General features: G+C 28.4%; 25 protein-coding genes and 1 CRISPR repeat array. Of the genes, 19 read left to right on the forward strand and 6 right to left on the reverse strand.

What is annotated here, in order from left to right:
* Positions 1-139 precede the first annotated feature (139 nt).
* The 4 genes from glnA (at position 140) to TMEL_RS08420 (ending at position 5,385) form a co-directional block, all read left to right on the forward strand.
* Positions 140-1,510, forward strand: a complete 1,371-nt coding sequence (gene glnA / locus TMEL_RS08405) for a type I glutamate--ammonia ligase (protein WP_012057838.1) — start codon at positions 140-142, stop codon at positions 1,508-1,510.
* A 99-nt stretch (positions 1,511-1,609) separates the two neighbouring features.
* Positions 1,610-3,007: a GGDEF domain-containing response regulator gene (locus tag TMEL_RS08410; RefSeq protein WP_012057839.1), complete on the forward strand. Its 1,398-nt coding sequence runs from the start codon at positions 1,610-1,612 to the stop codon at positions 3,005-3,007.
* Complete coding sequence (locus TMEL_RS08415) at positions 3,004-4,056, forward strand: endonuclease/exonuclease/phosphatase family protein (protein ID WP_012057840.1); 1,053 nt, start codon at positions 3,004-3,006, stop codon at positions 4,054-4,056. Before TMEL_RS08410 ends, TMEL_RS08415 begins: the two co-directional genes overlap by 4 nt.
* Positions 4,057-4,065: 9 nt before the next feature.
* Positions 4,066-5,385, forward strand: coding sequence for a GH1 family beta-glucosidase (locus tag TMEL_RS08420; RefSeq protein WP_012057841.1), 1,320 nt, complete (start codon positions 4,066-4,068; stop codon positions 5,383-5,385).
* On the opposite strand, the gene TMEL_RS08425 is transcribed toward TMEL_RS08420, so the two are convergent.
* The gene (locus TMEL_RS08425; protein ID WP_012057842.1) at positions 5,382-5,837 is read right to left on the reverse strand and encodes a hypothetical protein; all 456 of its coding nucleotides are present in this window, start codon (positions 5,835-5,837) and stop codon (positions 5,382-5,384) included. The genes TMEL_RS08420 and TMEL_RS08425 overlap by 4 nt on opposite strands.
* An 80-nt stretch (positions 5,838-5,917) precedes the next feature.
* Between TMEL_RS08425 and TMEL_RS08430 the strand changes: the two genes are divergently transcribed.
* Positions 5,918-6,739 (forward strand): hypothetical protein, encoded by an 822-nt coding sequence (locus tag TMEL_RS08430; RefSeq protein ID WP_012057843.1) that lies wholly within the window; start codon positions 5,918-5,920, stop codon positions 6,737-6,739.
* Here TMEL_RS08430 and TMEL_RS08435 read toward each other — a convergent pair.
* Positions 6,725-7,645: an alpha/beta hydrolase gene (locus tag TMEL_RS08435; protein WP_012057844.1), complete on the reverse strand. Its 921-nt coding sequence runs from the start codon at positions 7,643-7,645 to the stop codon at positions 6,725-6,727. The genes TMEL_RS08430 and TMEL_RS08435 overlap by 15 nt on opposite strands.
* A gap of 90 nt (positions 7,646-7,735) precedes the next feature.
* On the opposite strand from TMEL_RS08435, the gene TMEL_RS08440 reads away from it, so the two are divergent.
* Both TMEL_RS08440 and pgeF read left to right on the forward strand, forming a co-directional pair.
* A complete protein-coding gene (locus TMEL_RS08440; RefSeq protein ID WP_012057845.1) occupies positions 7,736-8,851 on the forward strand; it encodes a lysoplasmalogenase in 1,116 nt (371 codons plus the stop codon).
* A gap of 12 nt (positions 8,852-8,863) precedes the next feature.
* Positions 8,864-9,643, forward strand: a complete 780-nt coding sequence (gene pgeF, locus TMEL_RS08445; protein WP_012057846.1) for a peptidoglycan editing factor PgeF — start codon at positions 8,864-8,866, stop codon at positions 9,641-9,643.
* Between the two features lie 233 nt (positions 9,644-9,876).
* Here the strand turns inward: pgeF and rmuC are convergent, their stop codons facing one another.
* Positions 9,877-11,022, reverse strand: a complete 1,146-nt coding sequence (rmuC, locus tag TMEL_RS08450; RefSeq protein WP_012057847.1) for a DNA recombination protein RmuC — start codon at positions 11,020-11,022, stop codon at positions 9,877-9,879.
* 196 nt (positions 11,023-11,218) lie between these two features.
* On the opposite strand from rmuC, the gene TMEL_RS08455 reads away from it, so the two are divergent.
* Together TMEL_RS08455 and TMEL_RS08460 are read left to right on the forward strand one after the other, a co-directional pair.
* The gene (locus TMEL_RS08455) at positions 11,219-11,488 is read left to right on the forward strand and encodes a thioredoxin family protein (protein WP_012057848.1); all 270 of its coding nucleotides are present in this window, start codon (positions 11,219-11,221) and stop codon (positions 11,486-11,488) included.
* A 57-nt stretch (positions 11,489-11,545) separates the two neighbouring features.
* Entirely contained in the window at positions 11,546-12,412 is an 867-nt protein-coding gene (locus TMEL_RS08460; RefSeq protein WP_012057849.1) for a DMT family transporter, read from the forward strand.
* Between the two features lie 315 nt (positions 12,413-12,727).
* Here the strand turns inward: TMEL_RS08460 and TMEL_RS08465 are convergent, their stop codons facing one another.
* From TMEL_RS08465 to TMEL_RS08475, 3 genes are read right to left on the reverse strand one after another with little or no spacing between them, the layout of a single operon-like run.
* Complete coding sequence (locus TMEL_RS08465) at positions 12,728-13,660, reverse strand: ABC transporter transmembrane domain-containing protein (RefSeq protein ID WP_012057850.1); 933 nt, start codon at positions 13,658-13,660, stop codon at positions 12,728-12,730.
* A 4-nt stretch (positions 13,661-13,664) separates the two neighbouring features.
* Positions 13,665-14,399, reverse strand: coding sequence for an ATP-binding cassette domain-containing protein (locus TMEL_RS08470; protein WP_012057851.1), 735 nt, complete (start codon positions 14,397-14,399; stop codon positions 13,665-13,667).
* Positions 14,399-15,355 (reverse strand): ABC transporter ATP-binding protein, encoded by a 957-nt coding sequence (locus TMEL_RS08475; RefSeq protein ID WP_012057852.1) that lies wholly within the window; start codon positions 15,353-15,355, stop codon positions 14,399-14,401. The genes TMEL_RS08470 and TMEL_RS08475 overlap by 1 nt, the downstream gene beginning before the upstream one ends.
* A 249-nt stretch (positions 15,356-15,604) precedes the next feature.
* On the opposite strand from TMEL_RS08475, the gene TMEL_RS08480 reads away from it, so the two are divergent.
* The 10 genes from TMEL_RS08480 to cmr3 all read left to right on the forward strand — a co-directional run bounded on the left by TMEL_RS08480 (position 15,605) and on the right by cmr3 (position 25,648).
* Positions 15,605-15,910, forward strand: a complete 306-nt coding sequence (locus TMEL_RS08480) for a hypothetical protein (RefSeq protein WP_041426111.1) — start codon at positions 15,605-15,607, stop codon at positions 15,908-15,910.
* A gap of 436 nt (positions 15,911-16,346) precedes the next feature.
* Positions 16,347-17,432: direct repeats of the CRISPR family, unit length 30 nt; unit sequence GTTTAGAATCTACCTATGAGGAATGGAAAC.
* Positions 17,433-17,815: 383 nt separating this feature from the next.
* The gene (gene cas2 / locus TMEL_RS08485) at positions 17,816-18,076 is read left to right on the forward strand and encodes a CRISPR-associated endonuclease Cas2 (RefSeq protein WP_012057853.1); all 261 of its coding nucleotides are present in this window, start codon (positions 17,816-17,818) and stop codon (positions 18,074-18,076) included.
* 12 nt (positions 18,077-18,088) lie between these two features.
* Complete coding sequence (cas1b, locus tag TMEL_RS08490) at positions 18,089-19,075, forward strand: type I-B CRISPR-associated endonuclease Cas1b (protein WP_012057854.1); 987 nt, start codon at positions 18,089-18,091, stop codon at positions 19,073-19,075.
* Complete coding sequence (cas2, locus tag TMEL_RS08495) at positions 19,072-19,350, forward strand: CRISPR-associated endonuclease Cas2 (RefSeq protein WP_012057855.1); 279 nt, start codon at positions 19,072-19,074, stop codon at positions 19,348-19,350. Before cas1b ends, cas2 (TMEL_RS08495) begins: the two co-directional genes overlap by 4 nt.
* A gap of 390 nt (positions 19,351-19,740) precedes the next feature.
* The gene (locus tag TMEL_RS10340; RefSeq protein WP_155760994.1) at positions 19,741-19,887 is read left to right on the forward strand and encodes a hypothetical protein; all 147 of its coding nucleotides are present in this window, start codon (positions 19,741-19,743) and stop codon (positions 19,885-19,887) included.
* A gap of 47 nt (positions 19,888-19,934) precedes the next feature.
* A complete protein-coding gene (locus TMEL_RS08505; RefSeq protein WP_012057858.1) occupies positions 19,935-20,117 on the forward strand; it encodes a hypothetical protein in 183 nt (60 codons plus the stop codon).
* Positions 20,118-20,187: 70 nt separating this feature from the next.
* Entirely contained in the window at positions 20,188-21,315 is a 1,128-nt protein-coding gene (locus TMEL_RS08510) for a putative CRISPR-associated protein (RefSeq protein WP_012057859.1), read from the forward strand.
* Between the two features lie 35 nt (positions 21,316-21,350).
* Positions 21,351-22,475, forward strand: coding sequence for a type III-B CRISPR module RAMP protein Cmr1 (gene cmr1, locus TMEL_RS08515; RefSeq protein ID WP_012057860.1), 1,125 nt, complete (start codon positions 21,351-21,353; stop codon positions 22,473-22,475).
* Positions 22,476-22,491: 16 nt separating this feature from the next.
* Positions 22,492-24,687, forward strand: a complete 2,196-nt coding sequence (cas10, locus tag TMEL_RS08520) for a type III-B CRISPR-associated protein Cas10/Cmr2 (protein WP_012057861.1) — start codon at positions 22,492-22,494, stop codon at positions 24,685-24,687.
* Positions 24,677-25,648 (forward strand): type III-B CRISPR module-associated protein Cmr3, encoded by a 972-nt coding sequence (gene cmr3, locus TMEL_RS08525; protein ID WP_012057862.1) that lies wholly within the window; start codon positions 24,677-24,679, stop codon positions 25,646-25,648. Before cas10 ends, cmr3 begins: the two co-directional genes overlap by 11 nt.
* Positions 25,649-25,657: the final 9 nt, after the last annotated feature.

Consider the following 25,657-nt stretch of genomic DNA (forward strand, 5'->3'; position numbering starts at 1 on the left):
CAATGATATGAAAAGATACATACGTATTTTCTAGTTATTTTAAGTAATATTGCTTATAAAGCAATATTACACTCCTTGTTGCTTGCAAATTTGCATGTTAGACTATAGATGCTAAATATATAAAATTTGGAGGTGTGTTATGGAAATAAAAGATATATTATCTATTGTTGAACGTGAAAAAATTAATTTTATAGATTTAAAAGTAGTTGATATTTGGGGTAAATGGAGACATGTAACTTTAGCAAGAACAAATTTTTCTGAAAAAACATTTTATGAAGGTGTAGGTTTTGATGCCTCAAATTTGGGCTATGCAAGTGTCGAAAACAGTGATATGGTTTTAATTCCCGATCCTCAAACTGCATTTTTTGAAAAAATAGGTGAGGAAAAGGTTTTGAGTCTGATTTGTGATGTATATGATGTAAATTCAGGTAAAGCTTCTTTTCATGATCCAAGGTCTATTTTAAAAGCCACGCTAAATGAAATTGGTGATGTTGCTGATGAAGTTTTTTTGGGACCAGAATATGAATTCCATGTCTTTGAAAATGTGAGGTATAGTATTAGTAACAATGAGATTAGTTTGAAAATTGATAGCAAAGAAGGTTTTTGGAATGCCGAAGAAACAGGAGAATATTTTATTGGAAAGAAAAAGGGATATCATAGAATTCCACCATTTGATACATTGATGGAAGTGAGAAATGAAATTGTAAAAAGGTTGCTAGAATATGGGGTCCCAGTAAAGTATCACCACCATGAAGTTGGTACGTGTCAGGTTGAGATTGAATTGAATTTTATAAGTGCTTTAAAAGCGGCAGATTATACACTCTTAGTGAAACATGTAGCAAGGCAAGTTGCAAAAAAGTTTGGTTTAATTGTAACATTTATGCCAAAACCTTTATATGATGAAGCAGGAAATGGTATGCATGTTCATCAATTCTTAGTAAAAAATGGCGAAAATATCTTTGCAGGTGACAAATTATACGGATTATCAACTTACGCATTATCGTATATTGCAGGACTATTGAAACATGCTCCTTCAATCATGGCATTTACAAATCCGACTACAAATTCATATAGAAGATTGGTTCCAGGTTACGAAGCACCGACCAATGCGGTTTTTGCACTTGCAAACAGAACTGCAGCCATTAGGATCCCCGCTTATGTAAAAGATGAAAGTAAAAAGAGAATAGAATTTAGAACAATTGATGCATCGTGTAACCCGTACCTTGCATTTTCGGCAATGATTTTAGCTGGAGTTGATGGGATAAGAGAAAAACTTGATCCGACTGCAGAGGGATTTGGCCCGTTTGAAAGAGATTTATATAATGAAGATATTAAACCTCTCCCATATACTTTATCTCAGGCATGTAGTGCATTGAAAGGTGATAATGAATATTTAAAGGTCTTTCCAAAACAATTAATAGAACACTGGATTAAATTAAAAACAAAGGAAGAGAGAGAAATGTTAGCTATTCCACACCCAAAAGAGTTTGATAATTATTTTGATATTTAGTTTTATGAGAATTTTTAGTTTGGTCCCCCGTTTGGGGGATTTTATTTTTTTGTAAAGATTTGTTATAATACTTAAAGAACTATAAATTGGGGGGAAAAAATGAATGGGGATAGTAGCAAAAAGTTACTTGTAGTTGATGATAGTAAATTTTGGCGTTCCTTAATAACAGATTTGTTGAAAGATTCGTTTAAAATCTATGTAGCGGAATCTGGAATTGATGGGTTGAAAATAGCAACAAAAGTTAAACCAGACATTGTAATTACAGATTATAACATGCCAGATTTAAATGGTATTTTTCTTTCAATAGTGTTAAGAAAATACCAAGCATTTGAGAATGTTGGCATTTTTATTTTAACAAGTTCTGATGATAAGATAAATGATTTTTGGGCTAAGAAAAGTGGAGCAAATGGTTTTTTTTCAAAGTCAATTTTTAATAGTAAAGATGAATTAGATAAATTTGTTAATGAAATAAAAGTGAAAAAATTTTTCTCTGTAGAAGATTATGTAAAAAGTGAAATTTCAAGCGAAAAAGCTTATGAAATAATTGAAGAACGACTTAAAGAGGAAATTTACGAAAAAGAGATTTTAAATCTTTTAAAATATATTAGAGATGAAGAATATCTTATGGAAAGATTAAATGGTCTTTTTGGTAGTTTATTTAGTTATGAATCATTTTTGGCACTTGTTTTAAGTGAGAGCGAAGCAAGGATTTATAGTTTTAACTCCCATGTTTCACGTAATCATGCTAAGGCTTTATTACTTTCGTACTTTGAAAAACCTACAATTCCAAAATCCTGGCATTTTTTTGGTGATTTCGATGATAATAGTTTAAAAAAGTTAAAAAACTTCAAAAAGTATTTAGTAAAGTACGATAACAAGGAACATGCATTGCTCTTATTTGAAAATGTAAACTATGAGTTCGATAAAGTGATAAATTTTGTCGGTAAAAGTTTGGGGATTGTTTTTTCGACGATAAATAACTTTAAAGAATATTTTGTAGCTTCTCAATATGATTCTTTAACGGGGTTGTACAATAAAAAAGTTTTGATGAATAAAATTGAGGAATACATTGATAAGTATGAGGAAGATACGGTATTAGCTATTTTTGATATAGATAATTTCAAATCAATAAACGATACTTATGGACATGTGGTGGGAGATAATGTTTTAAAGGAAATAGCTAATATAATTAGATCTATTACTAAAGGAAATGGAATATGTGCACGATATGGTGGAGAAGAGTTTGTTATATTGTTTACAGATTCAGAAAGTGCAATTGAGATTGTTTCTAAAATTTATTCTAAGATCAGAAAAAATAATTGGCCCAGTTTGTTAAATGATAATAGAATAGTAACTGTTAGTTGTGGAATTGCAAGGTATAGGAATGGACTAAGGATAACGGAGTTTATAAACAAAGCGGATGAATTACTATATAAGGCAAAAAAAGATGGGAAAGATAGATATTATGTATCAGAAGAAGTGGGGGAGATTATATGAAAGTATTTAAAAATGTTGTTATTTTTATTGGGGTATTGTTTGCAATCTTTCTATCGTACTTAGGCGGAGTAATATTGTTTGCTGCAATTTTTGATTACAAGCCCGAAAATGTTGAAAATGTAAAAATTTGCGAAAAGGCTACAGGGGTTTTGAATAAAAATACACTTACAATTTTTGATTGGAATATCGGTTATGCTGGGTTGGGAAAGGATATGGATTTTTTTCTTGATGGTGGGAAGAATGCAATTGTTCCAAGTAAATTAGTTGGAGAATATTTAAATGGTATATTGGAGGTCTTAAGGGAAAAGAGAGCAGATATTTATCTTTTTCAAGAAATAGATGTTAAAAGTTGGAGAACTCACTATGTAAATCAACTTGAATTTTTAAAACAAATTGGTGACTATGATATTGCTTTTGCATACAACTACAAAGTTTTATTTGTTCCAGTACCTTATCTAAATCCAATGGGTAAAGTTGAAGCAGGTCTTGCTACTTTTTCAAAGTATAAGATAGATGAGGCTAAAAGGTATTCTCTTCCTGGAGAGTACAGTTGGCCAACAAAACTCTTTCAATTAGACAGGTGCTTGTTGTTAACAAGAATAAGAACTTTGAATAATAAAGAATTAGTCTTATTAAATATCCATCCAAGTGCTTACGATAAAGGAGGAGTATTAAGAGAAAAGCAATTGAAATTCATAATGAAATTAGCGAAAAATGAGTATGAAAAAGGGAATTATGTAGTAATTGGTGGTGATTGGAATAGTGAGTTTTATTCCGAAAAACTTTTTGGATATACCGAAGAAAAACCAGAAGCCTATATCAAATTACCGGAATTATTTAAATTAAATGGTTGGAAATGGGGAATAAGTAAAAACGCGCCAACTAATAGATCGATAAGTGCTCCTTATGTAAAAGGGGAAACTTTTGTAACTGTTATTGATGGTTTTTATGTTTCACCTAATATAGAGATTTTAGAGGTGGAAAATTTGGATTTAGGTTTTGAATATTCCGATCATAATCCAGTTGTTATGAAAATAATGCTAAAATGAGGTGAGAAGATGAAGATAAAAAGAAGTGATTTTCCTAAAGAATTTATTTTTGGAACGGCAACTTCCGCTTATCAAATTGAGGGAGCTGCTTTTGAAGATGGAAAGGAACCATCAATATGGGATATTTTTTCGCATGAAAAAGGGAATGTAAAGAATATGGAAAATAGTGATGTGGCATGTGATCATTATTATAGATTTGAAGAAGATGTGGAATTAATGTCTCAATTGGGATTAGATGCTTACAGGTTTTCCATTTCTTGGCCGAGGGTTTTGAACAAGAACGGAAAGAAAAATCAAAAGGGAATAGATTTTTATAACAGACTTGTAGATAAGTTATTGGAAAAGAATATTATTCCATTTATTACTCTGTATCATTGGGATTTACCCTATTATTTGTACGAAAAAGGTGGTTGGGTAAACGACGATATAGCATTGTATTTTAGAGATTATGCAGCAATGATGTTTGAATTATTAGGAGATAGGGTAAAACATTGGATAACATTAAATGAACCATGGTGTTCCGCGTTTCTTGGATATTATATGGGAATCCATGCCCCTGGTCATAAAGACATAAATGAAGCTTTAAAGGCTGCTCATAATTTGCTTAGAGCTCATGGATATGCTGTAGGTGTTTTTAGAGAAATAGTAAAAGATGGAAAGGTTGGAATTACAAATGTTGTAATGAAGGTAGAGCCTGCAAATGAAGTAGAAGAAGATTATCAGATGGCTGTGTTAGTTGATGAATTTATAAATGGTTGGTTCCATGATCCGGTAGTTTTTGGTAAATATCCAGAAAATGCGAAGGGAGTGTTTGGAAAACTTGGCATTAGAACTTACGATAATGATTTGGATATAATATCTGTTCCTATTGACTTTTTTGGAGTAAATTATTATACAAGACAATTGGTTACTTATGACCCTGATGAGCCTTTTATGTACAAAATAGTTCCAGGAAATTTACCTAAAACGGAAATGGGATGGGAAGTTTACCCTTCAGGGTTATATGATATGCTAAAAAAACTTTATATTAGGTATAGGTTACCATTATATATAACTGAAAATGGTATGGCAGGACCGGATAAATTGGAAGGAGGATTGGTCAAAGATACATATAGAATTGATTATCTAATGAAACACTTTGAAATGGCTTTGAAAGCAATTAATGATGGTATAGACTTAAGAGGGTATTTTATATGGAGTTTAATGGATAATTTTGAATGGGCTGAGGGTTATTCAAAGAGGTTTGGGATAATATATGTTGATTATTCAACACAAAAGAGATATTTTAAAGATAGCGCGTTATGGTTGAAAGACTTTTTAAATAGTTAAATATCAAAAAGTTTTAATTGATCTTTTTTTGTCTTTTCTTTTCTTGATTTGAATCTCTTTATTACAGAAACAAACGTTTTGTTTTCTTTATCTAAAATAACGTCGTCGAAGATATCTGATTCTTCGACGTCTACAAATATAAATTTATCGCCGACGTATTTCGGGACGTTTACCATGTATTTCTGACCATAACCTTTTTTGTTTTTTCTTGCAACCGGTATTATTGCATTTAAATTCAAGAGAACTTTAAAGGAAAGTTCAACTGTTCCGTATTTTACCTGAAGATAATCTGCTATCTCTCTATATGATACCCACGGAGTTATTTTCCTTCCCGCTGCAATTGACATGGAATATAGATAGAGATAGATCCTTCCTGCGTTTGCAGGTCTAACTTTCATTACAAATTGCATAACAGGCATTGGAATAATGACAAATCTAGATTTTACTACCACAAAAATTCCCCCTAATTTCTTTTTCTTAGTATATTATAGCACATATTTATATGATATAATAATTTATGGGAGGTGGTATTATGAAAAAAATATTGTTTATTATTTTAATTTTATTATTGACTTTTGGAATTGGTTTTGGAGTTGTTATAAGTATAAAAGATATACATGATGAAGGAATTTTTGTAGAATTCTCGTCTATTGGTTATGCATGGCAAAGTAGTGAAATTTCTACTCAACCTTTGTTAGATATAGTTGGTGCTTTTAATTTAAAGTATAGGTTTTATTTAGGAAAGTTTAGTGTATTTAATTTTGAAAATTTTCTTGTTGATCCTTTGTTTGTAGGGAAAGTTTATATGCAGCAAAATATTACCCCAAATGATCAAATTTATCTATTTCTTTCAAAGAATTACAACTTTACCAATTTTTTTGTTGGAAAGTTTTCCTTTAAAACTTATTTTGAGGTTATGACCCCCGGTGTTTTTAATAATACATCGTTTTCGCTTGGAATTATTCCAAGGGTATTAATAGGAACTGGAATGTATTTTGCTGAAAACATAGAATGGTTTGTTTCAATTGAGGGTGGAATGGTTTATGATATAATTACTTCTGAAATTGTTGATGAAAACTGGAAACAATATATAAACGAACTTAGAACAAATTCTTTATACTCAACCGTAAAAGTTGGGTTAAATTGGTATTATGATAATTACTCAGGAATAGAAATAGGTTATAGATTTCTTATATATGGCAAAAACAGCTATTTAAGATTTATTCAGGGGGTATCAATCACTGATATTATATATAATTTGGTAAATTTAGCATATGTTTCCAATGAGGATGAGAAAATAAATATACCATTCATTACAACAGACTATTACCTAAGCTTTTCAACTAAATTTTGATTTTTTCAGGAAATTTACAGACATTTTTGTAATAATCCTTCTAAACATGTATGAAGATTTATGTCCAGAAGGTATAAGAATTTTTTTAGCGTTTGGAAGACTTTCAAACAAGCTTTTAGTTGCTTTTGCTGGAATGATTTTGTCGAAGATTCCTTGAAATAGTAAAGTTGGTTGGGTTACAAATTTTGCATATGAAATAGGATCATAGTGAAAGCAAGTAGGTTTGAGAGTAAAAATATCATTGATGTTATTGATTTTTGTTAGCTGCTTTTTTGCATTACTTCTCAACTTTACACACTTTTTTTCATCTACGCATCCCCACTCATTACTGTATTTTCTATATCCATTTCTTACTTTTTCAAGATAAGGGGAATACCAGTTAATCCATCTCCAATCTCCACCTGAAAAAGCAATGATACCGGCTTTTATTCTTTTATCCAATGCCATTGTCATTGTTGTAATCATGCCTCCAAAACTAAAACCCATTATATATATATCATCGTTATTTTTTTCAATTAGGTCAATTGTTCTTCTTACGTCTTTTATTGCTTGATGAAATCTTACTATACAATGTGCAGGTGAGTGGTGATAAAAGGGTTCGCCGCCTTCCCAATTTGTTTTTCCTCTGTTTAGGTGATATGGAAATATTAAGAAATATGATTCAAGACCAAGTTTTGAAAATTGTTTCGCATACCACATTAAATATGGTATATGATTATTGCCTATTCCATGTAAAACTATTATCTTTCCCCAAGGATTTTTAGTTAGATATTTATAAACAAATATTTTTTTTGCTTCAGGTACGTCTGGTTCATAAACTACATCGAACGATAGGATTGAATAATTGTTAAATTTTTCTTCTTTGAGGTTGAATGGAATATTTTTATCGTATTCGTATATGTACATATTATTCCCCCTTTTGTTTCTCCAATTTAATTATACAAAATTTAACTTTTCATATGTTAAAATTAAATAACGAGATAAAGGGGGGATATTGTGAAAAGGTTGGTTGTTTTCTTTTTGTTTTCTGTTATTATGCTTTTTGGAGTAGAATTTGAATTCAAGATTCCAATTTTTGATGTAGAAAATGGAATTTATGAGATTTATAAGTTTGAAAAAGACAATAAAGTGGAATATACCGTTGTGTTTTTTGATGAAGATCATCCAAATTTTTTTATTGATTTTGTCTATGATGTGTTTAGACTTTTTAAATGGGGAAGAATTTACGATGTTGAAAGCTTTTTGGTGGAAGGTACTAATATAATTTTTAAAGATGATTTTTGTATTTCGTCTAGCTATTTTCAAGTGGAAAATTTGCATAATTATGCAGAGTTACCTTTAAAGGATTTTGAAAGTAAAAATGGAAAAATAATAATTTACGTTAGTACTTGGAATCATATGTTTTCAAATATCTCACTAAATGATGTAAAATATGCTTCTTTTTCATCTACTCCTTTGCTAGGAGATAGAAATTATGTAGAGGAAAAGTTTAGAGGAAATCCTAGATTGATTTTTAGTCTTTTGTTTGCCGTTCTAGTAATTTTTTTTGGTATTCTTACTATGGTAAGAAAATCTCAAAATAGGGATGCAGTCTTTTTTAAAGTGTTTACTACGTTGTTTTGTCTTTTGATTGCAATGGTAAATTCATCTGGTGTTGAATGGTTGTTGGTTTTGGGTCTTTTTTTTGGAGTTGTAGGTGATTATTTTATGGAGTTTGATGAGAAGTTTTTGTATGGAATGTTTTCTTTTTTTGTTGGTCATATTTTTTATTCATTGGGATTTTTATTAAAATTTGGGATACCAAAATTTAGTATTTTTATTTTAATTTATTTCTTTTTCTTACTTTTTTATTTCATAATTTTATCGAAGCAAGTTGATTTAAAAGTTCCAATGTTTCTATACGGTCTTGCAATAAGTACAATGTTTGTTTTTACATTTTCTTCAATAGATAAAATGGGATATTTCCTACCTTTAGCTGGTGTGCTTTTTATCTTTTCTGATTTTTTAATTGTAGTTGATAAATACATAAAGAAAATACCTTTATCAAATGTGTTAATTTTAAGTACTTATTTTTCTTCGCAATTGATTATTTCATTGTCAATTATCTTTTAAGGGGGGAGTGTATTGCAACTTGGAAATTATATATGTAAGGAAATAAACGGCTTTTTTCTTTGTAAATCAAGTATGTTATATCAATTTAAAAAGCTCTTTCATGTTGTAACAACAAGAAAAGTGCGAATAAATGGTTGTAGTGAAGAGTTGGATTTTTCTTTAAGAAATGAAAATTCACTAAAACAGTTTGAATATTTTCTAAGGTTTATAGGTGTTGAGAAAAAGGATGTAATTTTTGCTGAGCAAGTTCACGGAAATAGGATTGAATGTGTAAAAAGAAGAAATTTGAAAGATGAGTTGAATGTAATAAAGGGAGTTGATGGTTTAGTAACAAATGAAAAAGGGGTTTTTTTGATAACTCGTTTTGCTGATTGTATTCCAATTATTGCATATGATTCTAAAAGAAACGTAGTTGGTGTAGCTCACTCAGGCTGGAAAGGAACTTTATTTGAAATTTCTAAGCAATTAATTTTAAAAATGAATGGTGAATACGGTTGTTTTCCAGAGGATATATTTGTGAGTCTTGGTCCTTCGATTGGTCCACAGAGTTTCGAAGTAAAAGAAGATGTTTTGAAAATGTTTTATGAAAAATTTGGAGATGGTTATATAAGGAGAACTAACGAATTAACTTACATAAATTTATGGAAGATAGTTGAAGATCAACTTTCAGAAGTTGGTGTAAGAAATATAGAAATTTCAATGGTAGATACAGTTAGTTTTAATGACTATTTTTATTCATACAGAAAAGAAAAAAAATTTAAAAGATTTGCTGTCATAGTAGGATTGTTGTAGAATAAATGCAGTTTTTTTATTTTTCCTTCTCTTTCTTTTTTATATGACCTATAAGAAATTAATTTTTTGTCAAATTATTCATTTGAGAAAACTAAATAAGTCGATAAAAAGGAAGTGTGGGTGATAAAATTGACAAATGATAAGCAATTGTTATCTATATAGATATGATTATAATTTTTGAAAATGGACTAAAAGAAAAATCCTACACATACAGCCCCTATTATAGATATTTTTTATTGTAATTTTTTTGTTTCTTCACTTGTTGAGATTTTTTTACCTTTAATTGTACTATTTCTAATTTCTTCATTTGCATTTTTTATTGTGGTTAAAGCTCTATCAATTGTTTCGGCTTTTTTGTTTATTTTTTCTAGTAATTGAAGTAAGGTTTCAACCATTTGTTTGTATTTTCCAATATCTCCTTCTTCCTTTAGCCTAATGTATTTGTCTTGTAATGTATGTGCAATTACAAAAACATCTTTGTAACTACAAATGTATACATTGTTTTCTCTTCCTATCCCAACAAGTTCAGGGGCTATGTCAATAATTGCTTCGGGAAGTACTAACAAGCAACTATCTGTTGTATTGGCAAGATTTTGATACTTTTGCACTCTTTTGATTTCTTTTTTTACTTTATTTATTATTTCTTTTTTTAATTTTTCTCTAATAATTATATCTTCAGTTTTGTTGTATTTTTCCAATATTTCAAATACGTCAGGTAATTTTGAATCAATTGGAATATATTTGCCATCACCTAGATCCCATGCAAATTCAACTTCACCGTTTTCAGTTTTGAGGTTTGTCTTGATTAGTCCTACTTTTATAGATTCTTTTAGGGCGTCCTTTAATAATACTTCACCTGTTATTCCACGGGTTTTTGTACCTGAAACAGTCTTTGCAAAAATAGAGATCATTCTTTTCATATCTTCAATTTGAGCGTCCCTTCTTTTTTCAATTTCTTCCCTTGATTTTCCCTGTTCAATTAAGAATTTTTCTGTATTTTTCTTTTGTTCTTCAAAAAAATTTTTCATTTGCATGACAAGCTCTTCAATTCTTTTGTCCTTTTGTTCATCAATTTTTATTGTTCTTTCACTTAATTCGGAAAAAAGTTTATGAGTGTTTTCTATAAATTCATTAAATCTTCTTTCTTTTTCTTCGTTTAATTTTTCTCTTTGTCTTTCAGTTTCAAGCCTTGTTTTTTCAATTTCTTCATATTTTGCTTTTAACTCAGCAATTTGAATAGTAAGGTTATTGATCGTGGAAATTTGAGTTGATATTTCCTCAGCTTGTTTTTCATTTTTCCCTATTCTATATCCAAACTTATACCCCAAAAATATTCCCACAGATAAACTTATAATTATTGAAGCATATGTACTTATCACAATATCACCTCTTTATATATGTCTATTTTAATTTTATCATAGTTTTCTACGTAGATATATTTATTGAGAAGAAAAATATTCTCAAATGTTATCAGATGTGTTTGTTCAACATATGTTTATATCATCCAAAAAATTGACAAAGAAACAAAAAACAGTATAATTGTTAAGGAAAAAAATCTGACAAAGAAGGACCAATATGAAAATTTTATATTTTAAAAATGATAAATGTTCTGTTTGTGAGGCAATGTTACCAAAGATTAAGAAAGTTGCAGATGATTACAATATAGATTTTGAAGTAATTGATGTTATCAAAAATCCAGAAATTGCAGGTCAAAATCTCGTTTTAACGGTTCCTACTGTTTTATTTGTTGATAATGGTACTGAGTTGACAAGATTTGCGAGAAATTTTAGTGTTTCAGAAATTGTTTCTTTTATTGAAAGATATCTTGAGTTTGTAAATAATTAAAAAGGCCGAATGGCCTTTTTTTTATGCTATAATAATTTTTTAGAGAGGAGGGATTGAATGCACATTTTTTCTGCAATAGTTTCAGCTTTTTCTTCTTCTGTTACCTCAATATTTGGTAAACTTTCATTTACAATTGGGGCAACACCATTACAAATACTTTTTATTAGATTTCTTTTTTCTTTTTTATTTGCTTTTATTTTATTTTTTTTGTTAAGGAAAAAGTTTAGTGCTAAGCTTTTTTTGTTTTTTGGCAGTTTGGGTATTTTAAATTACGGGATAGCTGCCTTTTTGTTTTTTTATGGTTTAACGTTTTTAAATCCTGCCTATGCTACAGTTTTGTTTTTTACAAATCCAATTTTTGTTTTGATTATTCAATGGATATTTTTTAAAACTCAAAAGAGTTTTTTTAGTGCTTTATCTATCATATTTTCATTTTTAGGTGTTATTTTAGCAAATATTGCGGAAAGTATTTTTGGTTCAGATAATATAATTTACGGTACCTTTTTAGTGTTAGGTGCTGCTTTTTTAAACGCTTTATTTATATCTATTTCTGGTGAGAAAATAAAGAGTTTAAGTACCAGTGTAGTTGAAAACGTGTTTTATACTTTTTTGGGAACTTTTGTGTTTTATTTTTTGGTGATACTTTTATTTGGTCAAGTTCATTCTTTGAAGTTAAGTTATTTTCCATATGGAATTTTACTTTCAGTTTTTTCTACGTTTTTGCCTTTGTCACTTAATTATTTTTCTCTTAAAAAGGTTGAATCACATTCACTAGCAGTTATTATGCCACTTGAAATTGTTTTTGCAAGTGTTTTATCTTACTTAATTTTTAAGGAAACTTTTAGTTTGATAAAAGTTATAGGTTTTGTATTTGTTGGGATTGCTCCAGTTATTGATAATTTAAAAAACTTACGTAAATCTTAGAAATTTTTTCTAACAATTTTGATATTGTAATATCAAGGATGATTCTTCGTACAATAGGATACGTTATCTTATTGGAAAATCCGGCTATGTATAGTGGTTTGTTTTTTTCGTAGGCTTTTATTGTTCCAATAACTACTTTTGAAATACTATGGACATTATGTTTTTTTAATTCAGCTTACAAGGTAAATAAAATAATTGTACAAAAAATAACTTGGTCAGTTTACTGATTTGCTCAAAAAACTAATTTTTATGAGGTGTAATTTACAAAAAAACTAAGATAAAGTTATTTAAATAATCCCCATCCATGGATGGGGATTATTCTACTATTTCACTTAACTGTTTTGCAGATATTATTGCTTCTCTGAAGTTGTCCCATAATCCTACTGATGTTAATAAATGGTATTTTATTAGTGCAAATAGATTTGTTAATGCAAAAAATGTTCCAACGTTGGATAGTTGTATTCCTCTGTAAATTATTAACAGATAAAAAGTAGTGGATATTATGTCTCTTGTAAAAAATGTTAAAAAGTAATCTGTTTTGTATGTATGGGTTAGTTTATCCCAAGTCTTTTTAAAATTGTTTTTGAAATTTTTTATTTCAAATTCTTGAGATTCAAATAATATTATTTCTTCTATCCCAGAAAACATGTCTGATACGTATGATTTCATGTTTAAAAATTCGTCTTGCACCAATTTGTAGTTTTTATAGAAAAACTTGTTTGCTATTGCTAAAAATGTTAAGATCAAAATGGCAAAAATAATCATTAAAAATCCAGAGAATTTATCAAGTGTATACATTGTAAACATGTAGAATGTTATTTTAAATGCAAAAACTAATCCTCCAGTATTTTCATAATCGGAGATTATGTTTAACATATTTTCGGTAGTTCTTAAGGTTATTTCAGAATAAAATGCAGGAGATTTTTTTGAAAAATTGGTAAAGTCCTTTTTCATTATCTTTTGAAATGAGTATTCTCCCAAATATTTTAAATAACGGCCTTTTACAAATGAAACAAAACTTTTTCCAATGACAAGTAGCACGTGACTTGATATTATTGCTATTACATACAAAAGTCCAGTTATTGCAAAATCTTTATCTTTTGATATCGCATAGTTTATTATGTCTCTACTTAATATGGCTGAGTATGAGATGAGGAAACTAGAGATTATTCCGAATATGTTCATAGAGACAAGCATAATAATTACTTTTCTTGGAACTTTAAATATCCATTTTAAAAAATTTTTCATAGAATCAGTCCTTTCTGAATTTTTTTGTTAGTTCTTCTTCTGCTTTGAAAAATCTTTTTAGTAAGCTGTTTTCAGAATGTTCATCGTATTTTCCTTTTTCAACTATTTTTCCATTTTCTAATACTGCAAATTCATCTGTTATCGATAGGATTGAAAATCTATGAGATATTAATATCAAAGTTTTGTCTTTAACGAATTCTTTTATATTTTCAACTACTTCTCTTTCAACAAGTTTGTCTACACCTTCTAATGGTTCATCAAGAATTACTATTTCAGGATTTCTTAATAACAAGCGGGCAAGTGCAATTCTTGCTTTTTCACCTCCTGATATGTATTTTCCTTCATCACCTAAAACAAAATCCAAAGTTTTTGTTTCCATAAATTTTTTTAACCCAGCCATTTCAAGCGCTTTATACATATCTTTTTCTTTTGCATTTGGATTTGCAACTAATAGATTGTCTTTGATACTTCTGTTAAAAATGTGTGCTCTTTGGCTTAAGACTCCTATCATTTTATACCAATCTTCAATCTCATTTATGCTTTTTTTATTTACAAATATTTCTCCAGAATGTGGAGAAATGTATCTTAATAGTAATCTAATAAGTGTAGTTTTTCCTTCCCCACTTGAACCTACTATTGCCAATTTTTCGTCCCGTTTTATTGTTAAATTAAAGTTATCTAATATCTTTTTATTTTTGTATTGAAAAGTTACGTTTGAAAACTCTAACTTTCTAAACATTATTTTCCCTCCCTTAAATAATCGTTGTATGCAACTTTTGCCCTGGATATTACCCATGAGATATAATCGGTGTCATGTATATATACCTGAGAAAAACTTGAAAGTTTTTCTGCAAAAGAAAATAACATAAGAGCAATTCCCGGTGTTATTTTTCCAAAATATACTTCTAAACTGAGAAAAACTATTAGTAAGGGTGTTGTTAGGATGGCTAATAATTCATATGTTACGCCAAATCTTAGCTCTACTTTTCCAAATGAATCATAACTTTTAACTAAATAGTTGTACGTATCTTTAATCCAGTTAAATGTAAATGGTACGGTTTCATAGCTTTTTAATTCTTCATATCCAGAATATACGTCTGATAATGTTTCGGCTGTTTTGTATTCTGATTCATTCATTTGTTTTGATACTTTTTCTTCAATTTTTACTTTTTTGTTTGCTGAAATCCAAGTAATAAGTATTCCAAAAGTGGCAATTATACCTATTTTCCAGTTGAAAAATAGTAATATTAGTATAGAAAATGCCATTAGAAAGGGTAGTAAAAAGACAAATATGGAAAATCTGTTGTAGAAAAATTCAAAAATATGTTTAAAACTAAATATTTTATCCATTTCTTTTTCTGGAATAATATTTATATCTCCTTTTTTTAAGATATTTTCTATTGATCTTTCAATTAAAAATTTTGGTGCGCTAGAAATTGAAAATATGATTCTAAAATATCCCTCAATTTGTTGTAACACAAAGTTGGATAAATAAATTAACACGAAAATAAGAAATATCTGTAAGGTTTTACCGCTGTTTCCAAAACTGTCAATAAGTTTTCCAAGAAGAAATGGAATTACAAATGATAAAATAGTTGCCAATGTGTAAGTTAAATCGATAAAAAACTTTTTTGTTCTAAAGCTTTTTGGAAGAAGACGATGGTAAATGAAAAAATATTTGTAAAAATTTTTCACAGTAATCCCTCCTTGTGAATAAAATAAAAAAAGCTCCGACAACTCGGAGCTTTTTTATGTTATAACAAAAAATTATAGTTTGCTTAAAGACAAACTACTAATTGTTGAGTTGTCGTTGTTATTTGATATTAAATTGTCTTGGAATATGTTTTTATCTTTCTCACTTTAAAAACCTCCTTTGAAAGCAACTCGTGAAAATTGTATCAAATATATTGTATTTGTCAAGGGATGGTAGTTTGGAATAGGTTCTTGAAAAAGTTTGTAAAAAGATCGATATTTTTTCATAAAAATATTGATGAGATGAATAATTTAATTGATAAAGATAGATTTTATAGGATATGTTTCAAAAAGTGTAGAGATATCAATTTCACTTTATTAGAAAATTTGTTAGGTTTTATGATTATTCAGTGTATGAAAAATTTTCAAAAACATAAAAAACATTCTATGTTCCTTCTTCAAAATACAAAAAAAACGGGATTATATGTAAATATTTTTCATGATTTAGTTTTGAGTGAAACATATAAAAAAATAAGTAAAGTCCCTGAAAAATATTAAGCGAGGAAATAAATAGATTAAAATTATCAAATAAGTAAATTATATAATTATATAAAGATTAAAAAGATTTTTGAAAAAAGTGTAAAATATAAAAATATAAAATATTTGGATAATTTGATATGAATAAATTTAATAAAAAATTATATTTAAATTTACTATTTCGCAAATTAAACAATTTACAACATCGCAAATCGTTACGAAATTCACGGTAATTTTCATGTAACAACATGCCGGGAAAGAGCTTTAATAAATGGGTTGCAAAATGTCTTTTGTAACGTTTGTGTTAAGCAAGAAAAATAGTCCAAAAATTGAGTAGGTTTTCCGAAATGAAAATGCAAAAGAAACTTCATGAATAAGTGAATTTACGAATTAGCAACTTCCTAGAAATGCATTCGCAAAAAATAAGGTGTTATAATATTTATGAGAAAGGTGACGGGTTTAGAATCTACCTATGAGGAATGGAAACCTACAGTTACCGCCACACCCCCTTCTTTCAAAAATTTGTTTAGTTTAGAATCTACCTATGAGGAATGGAAACTTAAATAATTTACTTAAATCAGCACGACGAATAACTTCATGTTTAGAATCTACCTATGAGGAATGGAAACTAAATTTATAACTCCAATTCCGTATTTTTCCTTTACCTCCGTTTAGAATCTACCTATGAGGAATGGAAACTCCCTGGGGGCGATCACCCCCAAGGATGAGAAAAGAGTTTAGAATCTACCTATGAGGAATGGAAACTTCCAGGGAGCCTCCCATATATCGGGGTCCCTGTTTGTTTCGTTTAGAATCTACCTATGAGGAATGGAAACATCATAACAAGGCCATCATAACCAGCTGCACCAATTTTCGTTTAGAATCTACCTATGAGGAATGGAAACAAAAAAGAAGAGGAGCAAAACTAACGCTCCTCTTCTTCGTTTAGAATCTACCTATGAGGAATGGAAACCACCTCCCCCCAAAATTTTTGTTTCAACCTCCATGCTTTCCCCGTTTAGAATCTACCTATGAGGAATGGAAACCAAGGTTTTCCACAAGGGTGGTACGCGGCAACTCAAAAGTTACCGTTTAGAATCTACCTATGAGGAATGGAAACTACTGGGCAACGTTAATGAATGTCCTGACGGAAGAATAAAATAGTTTAGAATCTACCTATGAGGAATGGAAACTTGTAAAAATATGCAACTATATCCTCTACCCTATATGTATTTTGTTTAGAATCTACCTATGAGGAATGGAAACCATTAGAATTGAGAACTCCTATATATTCAATATCATGCAAGTGTTTAGAATCTACCTATGAGGAATGGAAACGAAAAATCACCAGTTCTATCATTTCTTGTTTATTCATAGTTTAGAATCTACCTATGAGGAATGGAAACCGATTGTGATTTCAGATATGATTCGCCATTGTCAAGTGTTTAGAATCTACCTATGAGGAATGGAAACTCTCTTGTTTTGTTAATTCTTCTTCGCATTCTTTGATGCGGTTTAGAATCTACCTATGAGGAATGGAAACTTGTGGTAATAATATAAATTCTAAATAATTCAGATTGTATTGATATGATACAAAAGCTAAGGAATAAAATTTTTATTTTTTGTTTTTTATGAAAAACTGGTGAGAAAAAATCTCACCAGTTTTTTTGTAATCTTTTTTTGGATTATGTCAGATTATTTAAATATGATTCGTTAAATATAATGAAAAGGATAAAGGTTGCATACAAATTTGTGATAAGGATTTTTGAAAAAGAAACTTTGCTTGTTTAATTTTTCGGTTTTATATGTTACAGGTTTTTGGCTGAAAATTGTGATACATTGATGTACTTTGTCTTTATGTTTTTTTGGATTTAGTATTCCCGGCGTTAGCTGGGGATACCTTTTTAAAAACAAGGGGTGAACGGAATGTACGTAATAATGGTATATGATGTTAATAAAAAAAGAGTACAAAAAGTTTTAAAAACGGCAAGGAAATACTTAAAATGGGTGCAGAAATCTGTATTTGAGGGCAAAATAACGGAAAAGAATTTAAAAAAATTAAGAGATCAATTATTGGAATTAATTAATCAAGAGGAAGATTCTATATATTGGTATATAATGGAGCCTGAGTTTAAACCCTATAGAAAAATATTGGGAAAATCGGAGAATATTTCAAATCTAATTTAGGGGGTGTTTTAATTGGAAACTTTATATATTTTTACTGATGGTGAATTAAGAAGGAAAAATAATGCTTTATATTTAAAACCCAAAGATAATAATATGAAGCCACTTTTTGTTCCGTTGAAAAGTGTTTCATCTTTGATGATATTTTCAGAAGTTAGTATGAATAAAAGATTTCTTGACCTTTTATCTAAAGAAGGTATTCCTGCGTTTTTTTACGGATATTATGAAAATTTTATTGGTACATTTTATCCAAAACAGGTTAATAAAACAGGTGAGATGTTAGTTTTACAATATAAACACTACGAGGATATTAATAAGCGTTTAAAAATTGCTAGTGAAATTCTAAATGCTGCGGTTGATAATATGGTTAATTTATTGAGTAGTTTTAAAGAAATAACACATACGGAGATAGAATATATAACAAAATTGAAAGCATCTTTTAAAAAGCAGCGTAATATTCCTGCGTTGATGGCAATAGAAGGAAATATTAGAAAGGTATATTATTCTGCTATTGGAAAAATAGTAGGAAAAAAGGACTTTGAATTTGTGGAAAGAACTAAACAACCACCTAAGGATAAAATTAATGCACTAATAAGTTTTGGAAATGTTGTTTTGTACAATATTGTACTGGCAGAAATATACAAAACTTCATTAGAACCTCGAATAAGTTTTTTACATGAACCAAATAAAAGGAACTTTTCCTTGCAGTTGGATATTTCGGAAATTTTTAAACCAATAGTGGTTGACAAAGTAGTTTTAAAATTGATAAATAATGGCATGATAAAAAAGAAAGATTTTGAAAATGTAAAAGATGGAGTATATCTTTCAAAAGAAGGCAAAAAGAAATTTGTTCAAGAATTGGAAAATAGATTGGAAAAGAAGATTTTTTTGTATAAAGATCAAAGAGTAACTTTAAAAACAGTTATTTTACATGAATGTTATAAATTAATCAGGCATCTAAAAGGAGAAGAGGAATATAAAGGATTTGTATTAAAGGAGTGAGAAGTATTAAATACATATTAGTTGTCTATGATGTAAACGAAAAAAGAATAAATAAGGTTCATAAGGTATTGAAAAAATATATTATTTGGCAACAAAACTCTACTTTTGAAGGGAATGTAACACAGGCAAACATCAAGAGAATGATTTATGAACTAAATAAAAAAATAAATAGCAAAGAAGATAGCATACTAATATATTTTTTCAATTCCAAAACAGTTATAAGAAAAGAAGTAGATGGAATTGAAAAATGGAATGTTTCAAGTAATTTTATCTAAATTGTATAAAATATGTTGAAATTTAGTCGAACTTTTAATTAAATAGAAAATTTGTTTCTTTTTGGCAAAAAAAGATTCAGAAGGAGGATGGAAATTTGAGATTGTCAGAGCAAAACGAATTGTTTACAAAAATAATTAATTTTACAGATGAAACCATTCAAATAATAAAAAATCAAAATACAAGAAACGGTTTTAAATCTTGTTAAAAACAAAACAGTTACCCATGAACATGAAGTGGAATTTATATTGGAAGCTATACAAGATCTTATATATTTGTTTTGGTTTGATGATTGTTTTTCAAAAGAATATGAATATAAATTTGGTAAATTAAAAGGTGAGTAAAACAATGTGAAAAAAGACTTTATGAGATATTTAAAATTATATATAATCATGAGTTACGGATGGAGTGATAACACCAAAACATTAGTTTTAGGATATGTGCCAGTAGATTTTATTGCAAATAAAAATAATTATAACTTAGAAGTATGCACACAAAGCACACATATTAAAGATTTATTCTTTGAAAATAGTGCTTAGAAGATAATTTAAAAACGATAATAAATGAGGAGGGGAAATTATGGTATATGTATGGAAAGCATGTCCAAGATGTGGAACAGAATGTAAGGATAATGAAGAGTATTGTGACGAGTGTGGCTGGACTTTTTACAACAAATCTTAATTACGATGATCATTGGGACTTTTGGAGAGAGTTAGCAGAAGATACTTTAGGTGTAGATTTAGACGGCATAAGCGGAGCTAGAGTATGAGAAATACTTGATGATTTGGGGTATTGATTTTTGTTGTTTAAATAAAAATATTTAAATAGGGGGAGTTGATGTGAAAACATTAATTAATACAGTTGGAGCAAGTTTAATTAATAATTTGCAGAAAATTGGGTTGAAAGAAGCTTTTGAAAATGGAGAAATAGATAAAATAACAAAAAGTCTTTTAGAAATTGAAGGAAATCCAGAAAATCTAAGAGAATTTGGCGCAGAAATAAATTCAATAGTAAGTATTATAAAGAAAGGTTACTTAACAGAAAGGAAAAATTTGTATTTTTTAGTTTCGGATACTGACGAAGGAAAGAAAATTGGAGAGATTTTAAAGGGTTATTTTGAAAATATTAAAAATTTTAATTTTGAAAAAGTTACTGTTTGTGTAATAGAAAAACTTAATGATGCTAGACCTTATGATTTTAAAATACATGGATTGAGGAATTTAATAAAGAAGATTGCGGAATTTGTAAGAAAACATTATGGAGAAGTTATTATAAATGCTACAGGTGGATATAAAGCACAAATAGCTTTTGCTTTAGCCCTTGGTCAAACTTTAAAGGTGCCTGTCTACTATAGATTTGAAAGATTTCCTGAAGTTATAGAACTAGAACCTTTACCATTAGATTTGGATAAAAATTACTACTTTTTAGCAAGAAATTTATTTGAACAAATAGATAATAGTTTAGGAAAATTTGTTGAGTTTGGTGAAGTGGAAATTCAATATAAGATTTTACCAGTGGAAGCAAAGATTTTTTTTGATATTGAAAAAATTGATGGCAAAAAATATTTATCTATAAGTCCAATGGGACAAATATATTTAGAATCTATTAGAAGTAAATTTTATTTTTTAAACAAAGAAATACAATTGGAAAAAAGAAAAGGTGAAATTAAGTTTATTAGTAGTGGTAAAGAAGGACATTCTATTCAGATTATTAATAATTATAGTTTGAAAGATTTATTTGAAAGATTTAAATATATTACAAGTTTAAGGGTTACAAGAGCATCTCAAAGTGAACGTACAAGTAGTTCAAAAGTTAAGATAGTTGGAAACAAATTGATAATTATATTACATACAAAAAAAGGTTTAATACATTTTGAAGCTGAAACAACAGCAAGAAATGAAGAAGAGTTAGAAATAATAAGATTAAGATTAGAAGAGTTTTTAGATGAAAATTTTGATGGTAGATGAAAAACATAAGAAATAAATAATTAAGGAGTGATAAAGTGGAAAAATTGAAATTAACTATAAATTTTACAACTCCTTCATTTGCAAGCAATAATAGAAAAGATTTTAAACTAACTTCTCAAACAATAAGAGGTATCTTAAGATTTTGGTTTAGAGCTATTATTCCAAGAATTATCAACATTCATAAATACAATGAATGTGATAAAAAATTTATAGGATTAAAAAAAGCAGAAGAATTAATTTTCGGCTCTACGGAGAGAAAATCATCTTTTGATTTAGTGATTGAAACAGTTGATAAGCTTTTAGAAAAAAATAATAAAAATACATATTACTTATATGGTTTGGAAGGCAGGAAATTTTCAAGAGAAAATTCTGAATTTAAGCTAATTTTTTACATAAAAAACAAGCAAATGGAAGATTCATTGAAAGATTTGTTAAAAAATCTTTTACTGCTTATTTCCACCGTTGGTGGTATTGGTGCAAAATCAAGAAAGGGATTGGGAAGTTTTGAGGTGTTGGGAGAAAAAAAGTATGAACTTGAAGAATTATTGAAAATTCTAGATAACATAAACAAAGAAATATTCAAGAGAAGAGGATTTGAATTTGAACCTACAAAATTTGACAATAAGAATGTTTCAGATTACCCAGTATTAATGGATGGTTATTACGAATTTTTTACCAAAGAACTTAAAACTAAAAGTTTGGAAAAAGTTTTTGAAATTCTTTTTCATAATAGTAGAGATAGAAATAGAAAAGGAATTTACCTCAAAACAAAATATGACTTAAGAATGGAAGGTAATGACTCATTTAAAAAAGCAATAAATGCTTTAAATTTAAATAAAAGAACTACAAATATCATTTTTTACCAATCTATTTTAGGTTTACCTATAAATTATTATATTAGAGGAAAAGGGCAATTTAAATTAGAATCAAAAGGCAAAGAAAATAGAAAAGCTTCTCCCTTATTTATTTCAATTCACAGAGATAAAAATAACGACTATTTTGTGAATTTTTTGATTATGAAGAGTAAATTAACAAGTGATTTAGAACCAAAATTAGTATTTGGTGCAAGAAATAAAATCAGGAATAAGATCGAAATAAAGGGAAGTCACGAATACGGTAAACTTATTAGAAACTTAAGAGATAATTTAGAAAAAGTTTAATGAGGAGGAATAAGCTGTGGTTTGGAAGAAAAAAATTGAAATATATAAATCAATTAGAGATGTTTTTGATTCAATTTTAAAGGGAAATATTAATGGAGAACCAAGTATTTTAGCTAAGGTAAATGTAAATTTTTTGCAGGAACCTGAAGTCATTCATCCTCTTACAGGTGAGAGATTAAAGCTTGAAAAGCAAGCGTTAAAAAATCTTTTGGAAAATATAAATTTTAGTAAAATGAAAAACTTTGAATTCTCAAATGATTTTAGAAAAACTTTCTATGAATTGTGGTGGAATATTCCAAAATATTTAGCAATCCCATTTATAATTCCAGAGAATCCAAAGATTCCTTTCTCATCAATAATTGATTATTTAGATAATCTTTCTGCGCAGAGCATTACTGACAATTTGTCTTTATTGCTTGTATCAATTGGACCAGTTCAGGAATTTATAGCCGCTGCAAGAAGTACTATAGATTTGAAAATGGGCAGTTACCTGTTATCTTATTTAGTTTTTCAGGGAATTAAAGTTATTGGTGAAGGATACGGATACGATAATATTATTTTTCCATATATGCGTGGAAGTTATTTTGTTAAAAAAGAATTTGAGAAGTTTGGTATAAAAGTTAGTAATTACTTGGCTCCTTCTGTTGCATCATTACCTAATGTTTTTACCGCTATTGTTCCAACTGATGAACTTCAGGAATTAAAAAAGAAGATAGAAATTGCAGTAAAAACCGAAATGCAACAAATTAGTGATTTTGTAAAATCATATGTTTTGAAAAATAGAATTATTGGTAATCAACAAATCAATTTGTTAGATAGATTTTCAAAAAGTTGGGATAAGCAAATTGCTCAATTTCCAACTATAATTATGGTTGAACAGGAGATGGGAAATTTAAAGGAGATAGTGGAACAACATTTTGAATATACTAAAGATGAAAATATCAAAAAACTATTTGAATCTATTGAAACATTGGGTATACCTGAACAGGTATTTTATGGTGTTTTTAGTGAGCTGCTTGGAATAAAAAGTGCGTTAAGGAAGGCGACAAGAGATTTTATTCAGGTTTACGAAAATAGTATCCAGCATGGTGATGATTTAAGTGGAGAAAATAAATCTTTGGTAGAGATATTAACAAAATATGGAAATGAAGAAAAAAAAGAAAAATTGTCAGCCATATCTACAATTAAAAGGTTTTTTGTAAATTATTTAGAAAAAATAGGATATAAAGAAGCATATGAAAAATTAAAAACTATAAAATCTACAGAGGAAATTGCGGGAAAGTACAAAATAGCTGCATTAATAATGGATGGAGATAATATGGGGAAATGGATCTCTGGTAAGCTTGCACCTAGCATGAAAAATAGAGTACATACTAAGGTTATAGAATATTTTGAAAAAAACCAAAGTAATGAGATAAAGAATTTAAAAAACTTAAGATTGATTTCACCATCATATCAAAGAACAATAAGTAGAACGTTGAATAACTTTGCAAATTTTGTGCCAAAAATTGTGGAGGAATTCGATGGATTGTTGATATACGCAGGAGGAGACGATGTTTTAGCTTTATTCCCATCAAATAAAGTTTTTGAAGCGGCAAATAAAATAAGAAAAGTATATTCAGGAATTGGTAATATTAAAATAGACAATTTTATTTTTAAAGATGGATGGTGCTATATTAATGATGAAAAAATACCATTGTTTAACATGATGGGGAAAAAACTAACAATGAGTGTAGGAATCTCAATTGCAAATAGTAAGTTTAATTTAAAAATGCTTTTAAATTTGGCTAGAAATATGGAAAAACTTGCAAAAAGTAATGTCAAAAATGGTAGAGAGAAAAGTAGCTTTGCAGTTGCTACAATTAGAAGAAGTGGTCAAATAAAAGAATCTAAAATTTTCTGGGAAGTAAATGATTATGATGTTATAAATGAAGCACAGAATTTTATCAAAAAATATGAAAGCAAGAAATCAATGAAAAGGGTAGTAATCAGAATAATGCATGAATTTGAAAATTTTGGAGTACCTGATAATATAATTTCCCTTGAGGAATTTAAAGGTAAAGTTATTCCTTTTATTGCTGAAAAAATATTTTTTAATGATTTGTGTGATGAGAAATTTTTAGATATTAAAGATAAGGAAGAATTTGAAGAATATCTTAGGGTGCTTGAGAATTTAGAGTATGCAAGAAAGGAGAATGAAAATGAAGATTAAGGTTTTATATATAAAACCTATTGATGTTATAGGTTTTAGAAAATCGAAAACTTTTTCTACTACTGAAGCATCTATATTTCCAAACCCAAAAACATTTTACGGAGCAATATTTGCTGCTTACCTTAGAAAGAACAAACTTAGTGTAGATGATATTGAAAAAATTATTGAAAATAAAAAATTAAGTATTATTGGACCGTTTTTATCCAATGCATATGGAGAAATATTTTTTAAAATTCCAACCATAGTAAAGCAAAATGAAAAAACTGGAAAGTTTTTAAAGGCTTTTGTTGATTGGAATTTTAGTTTTTATGTGAATAATAAAAAATTGCAAGGGATTAGGTATGAAAATATGAGGGATTTAAAAGAACCAAAAAGAAGATATATATCTTTAAAAGAATTAGAAAAATTGAAAATTGGAAGGTTAGATTTAGATAATGAAATATGCGAAATATATAAACATGAAAGTAAAATTGGAGTTGCATTAAAAAATAGGAAATCAATAGATGGTATGCTTTATTCTTTAACATACTATAGATTTGAAGAAAATGCAGGTTTTGCTTTTTTTGTAGAAAATGACGAATTAAATATATTAAATGAGCTTGATTTAATAAAAATTGGTTTAAAAGGAAAACTAGCAAGATTAGAAATTGGTGAAGTAGAAACGTCTGTATTTGATAAGATAAATGATAATAAAAAGGGAATATTACTATTAACTCCTTCATATTTTGAAAACGGGCTCTTACCTAAGCAGGATGGAAATATAATTGCAATTGCAAATTATAAACCGGAAAGTATTGGATTTTGGGATCTAAAAAATAATAGACCTGGAGAAATGTTTAAAGTAGTTCCTGCGGGAAGTGTGTACTTTATTGATGGTGATTTACCGAATAGTTATAAAGAAAATTTCACAGATAAATTTCAGGAATTTAATTTTGGAAGATACATAGAAATAAAATTATAAGGAGGGACT

The organism is Thermosipho melanesiensis BI429, assembly GCF_000016905.1.
GTDB classification, from domain to species: domain Bacteria; phylum Thermotogota; class Thermotogae; order Thermotogales; family Fervidobacteriaceae; genus Thermosipho; species Thermosipho melanesiensis.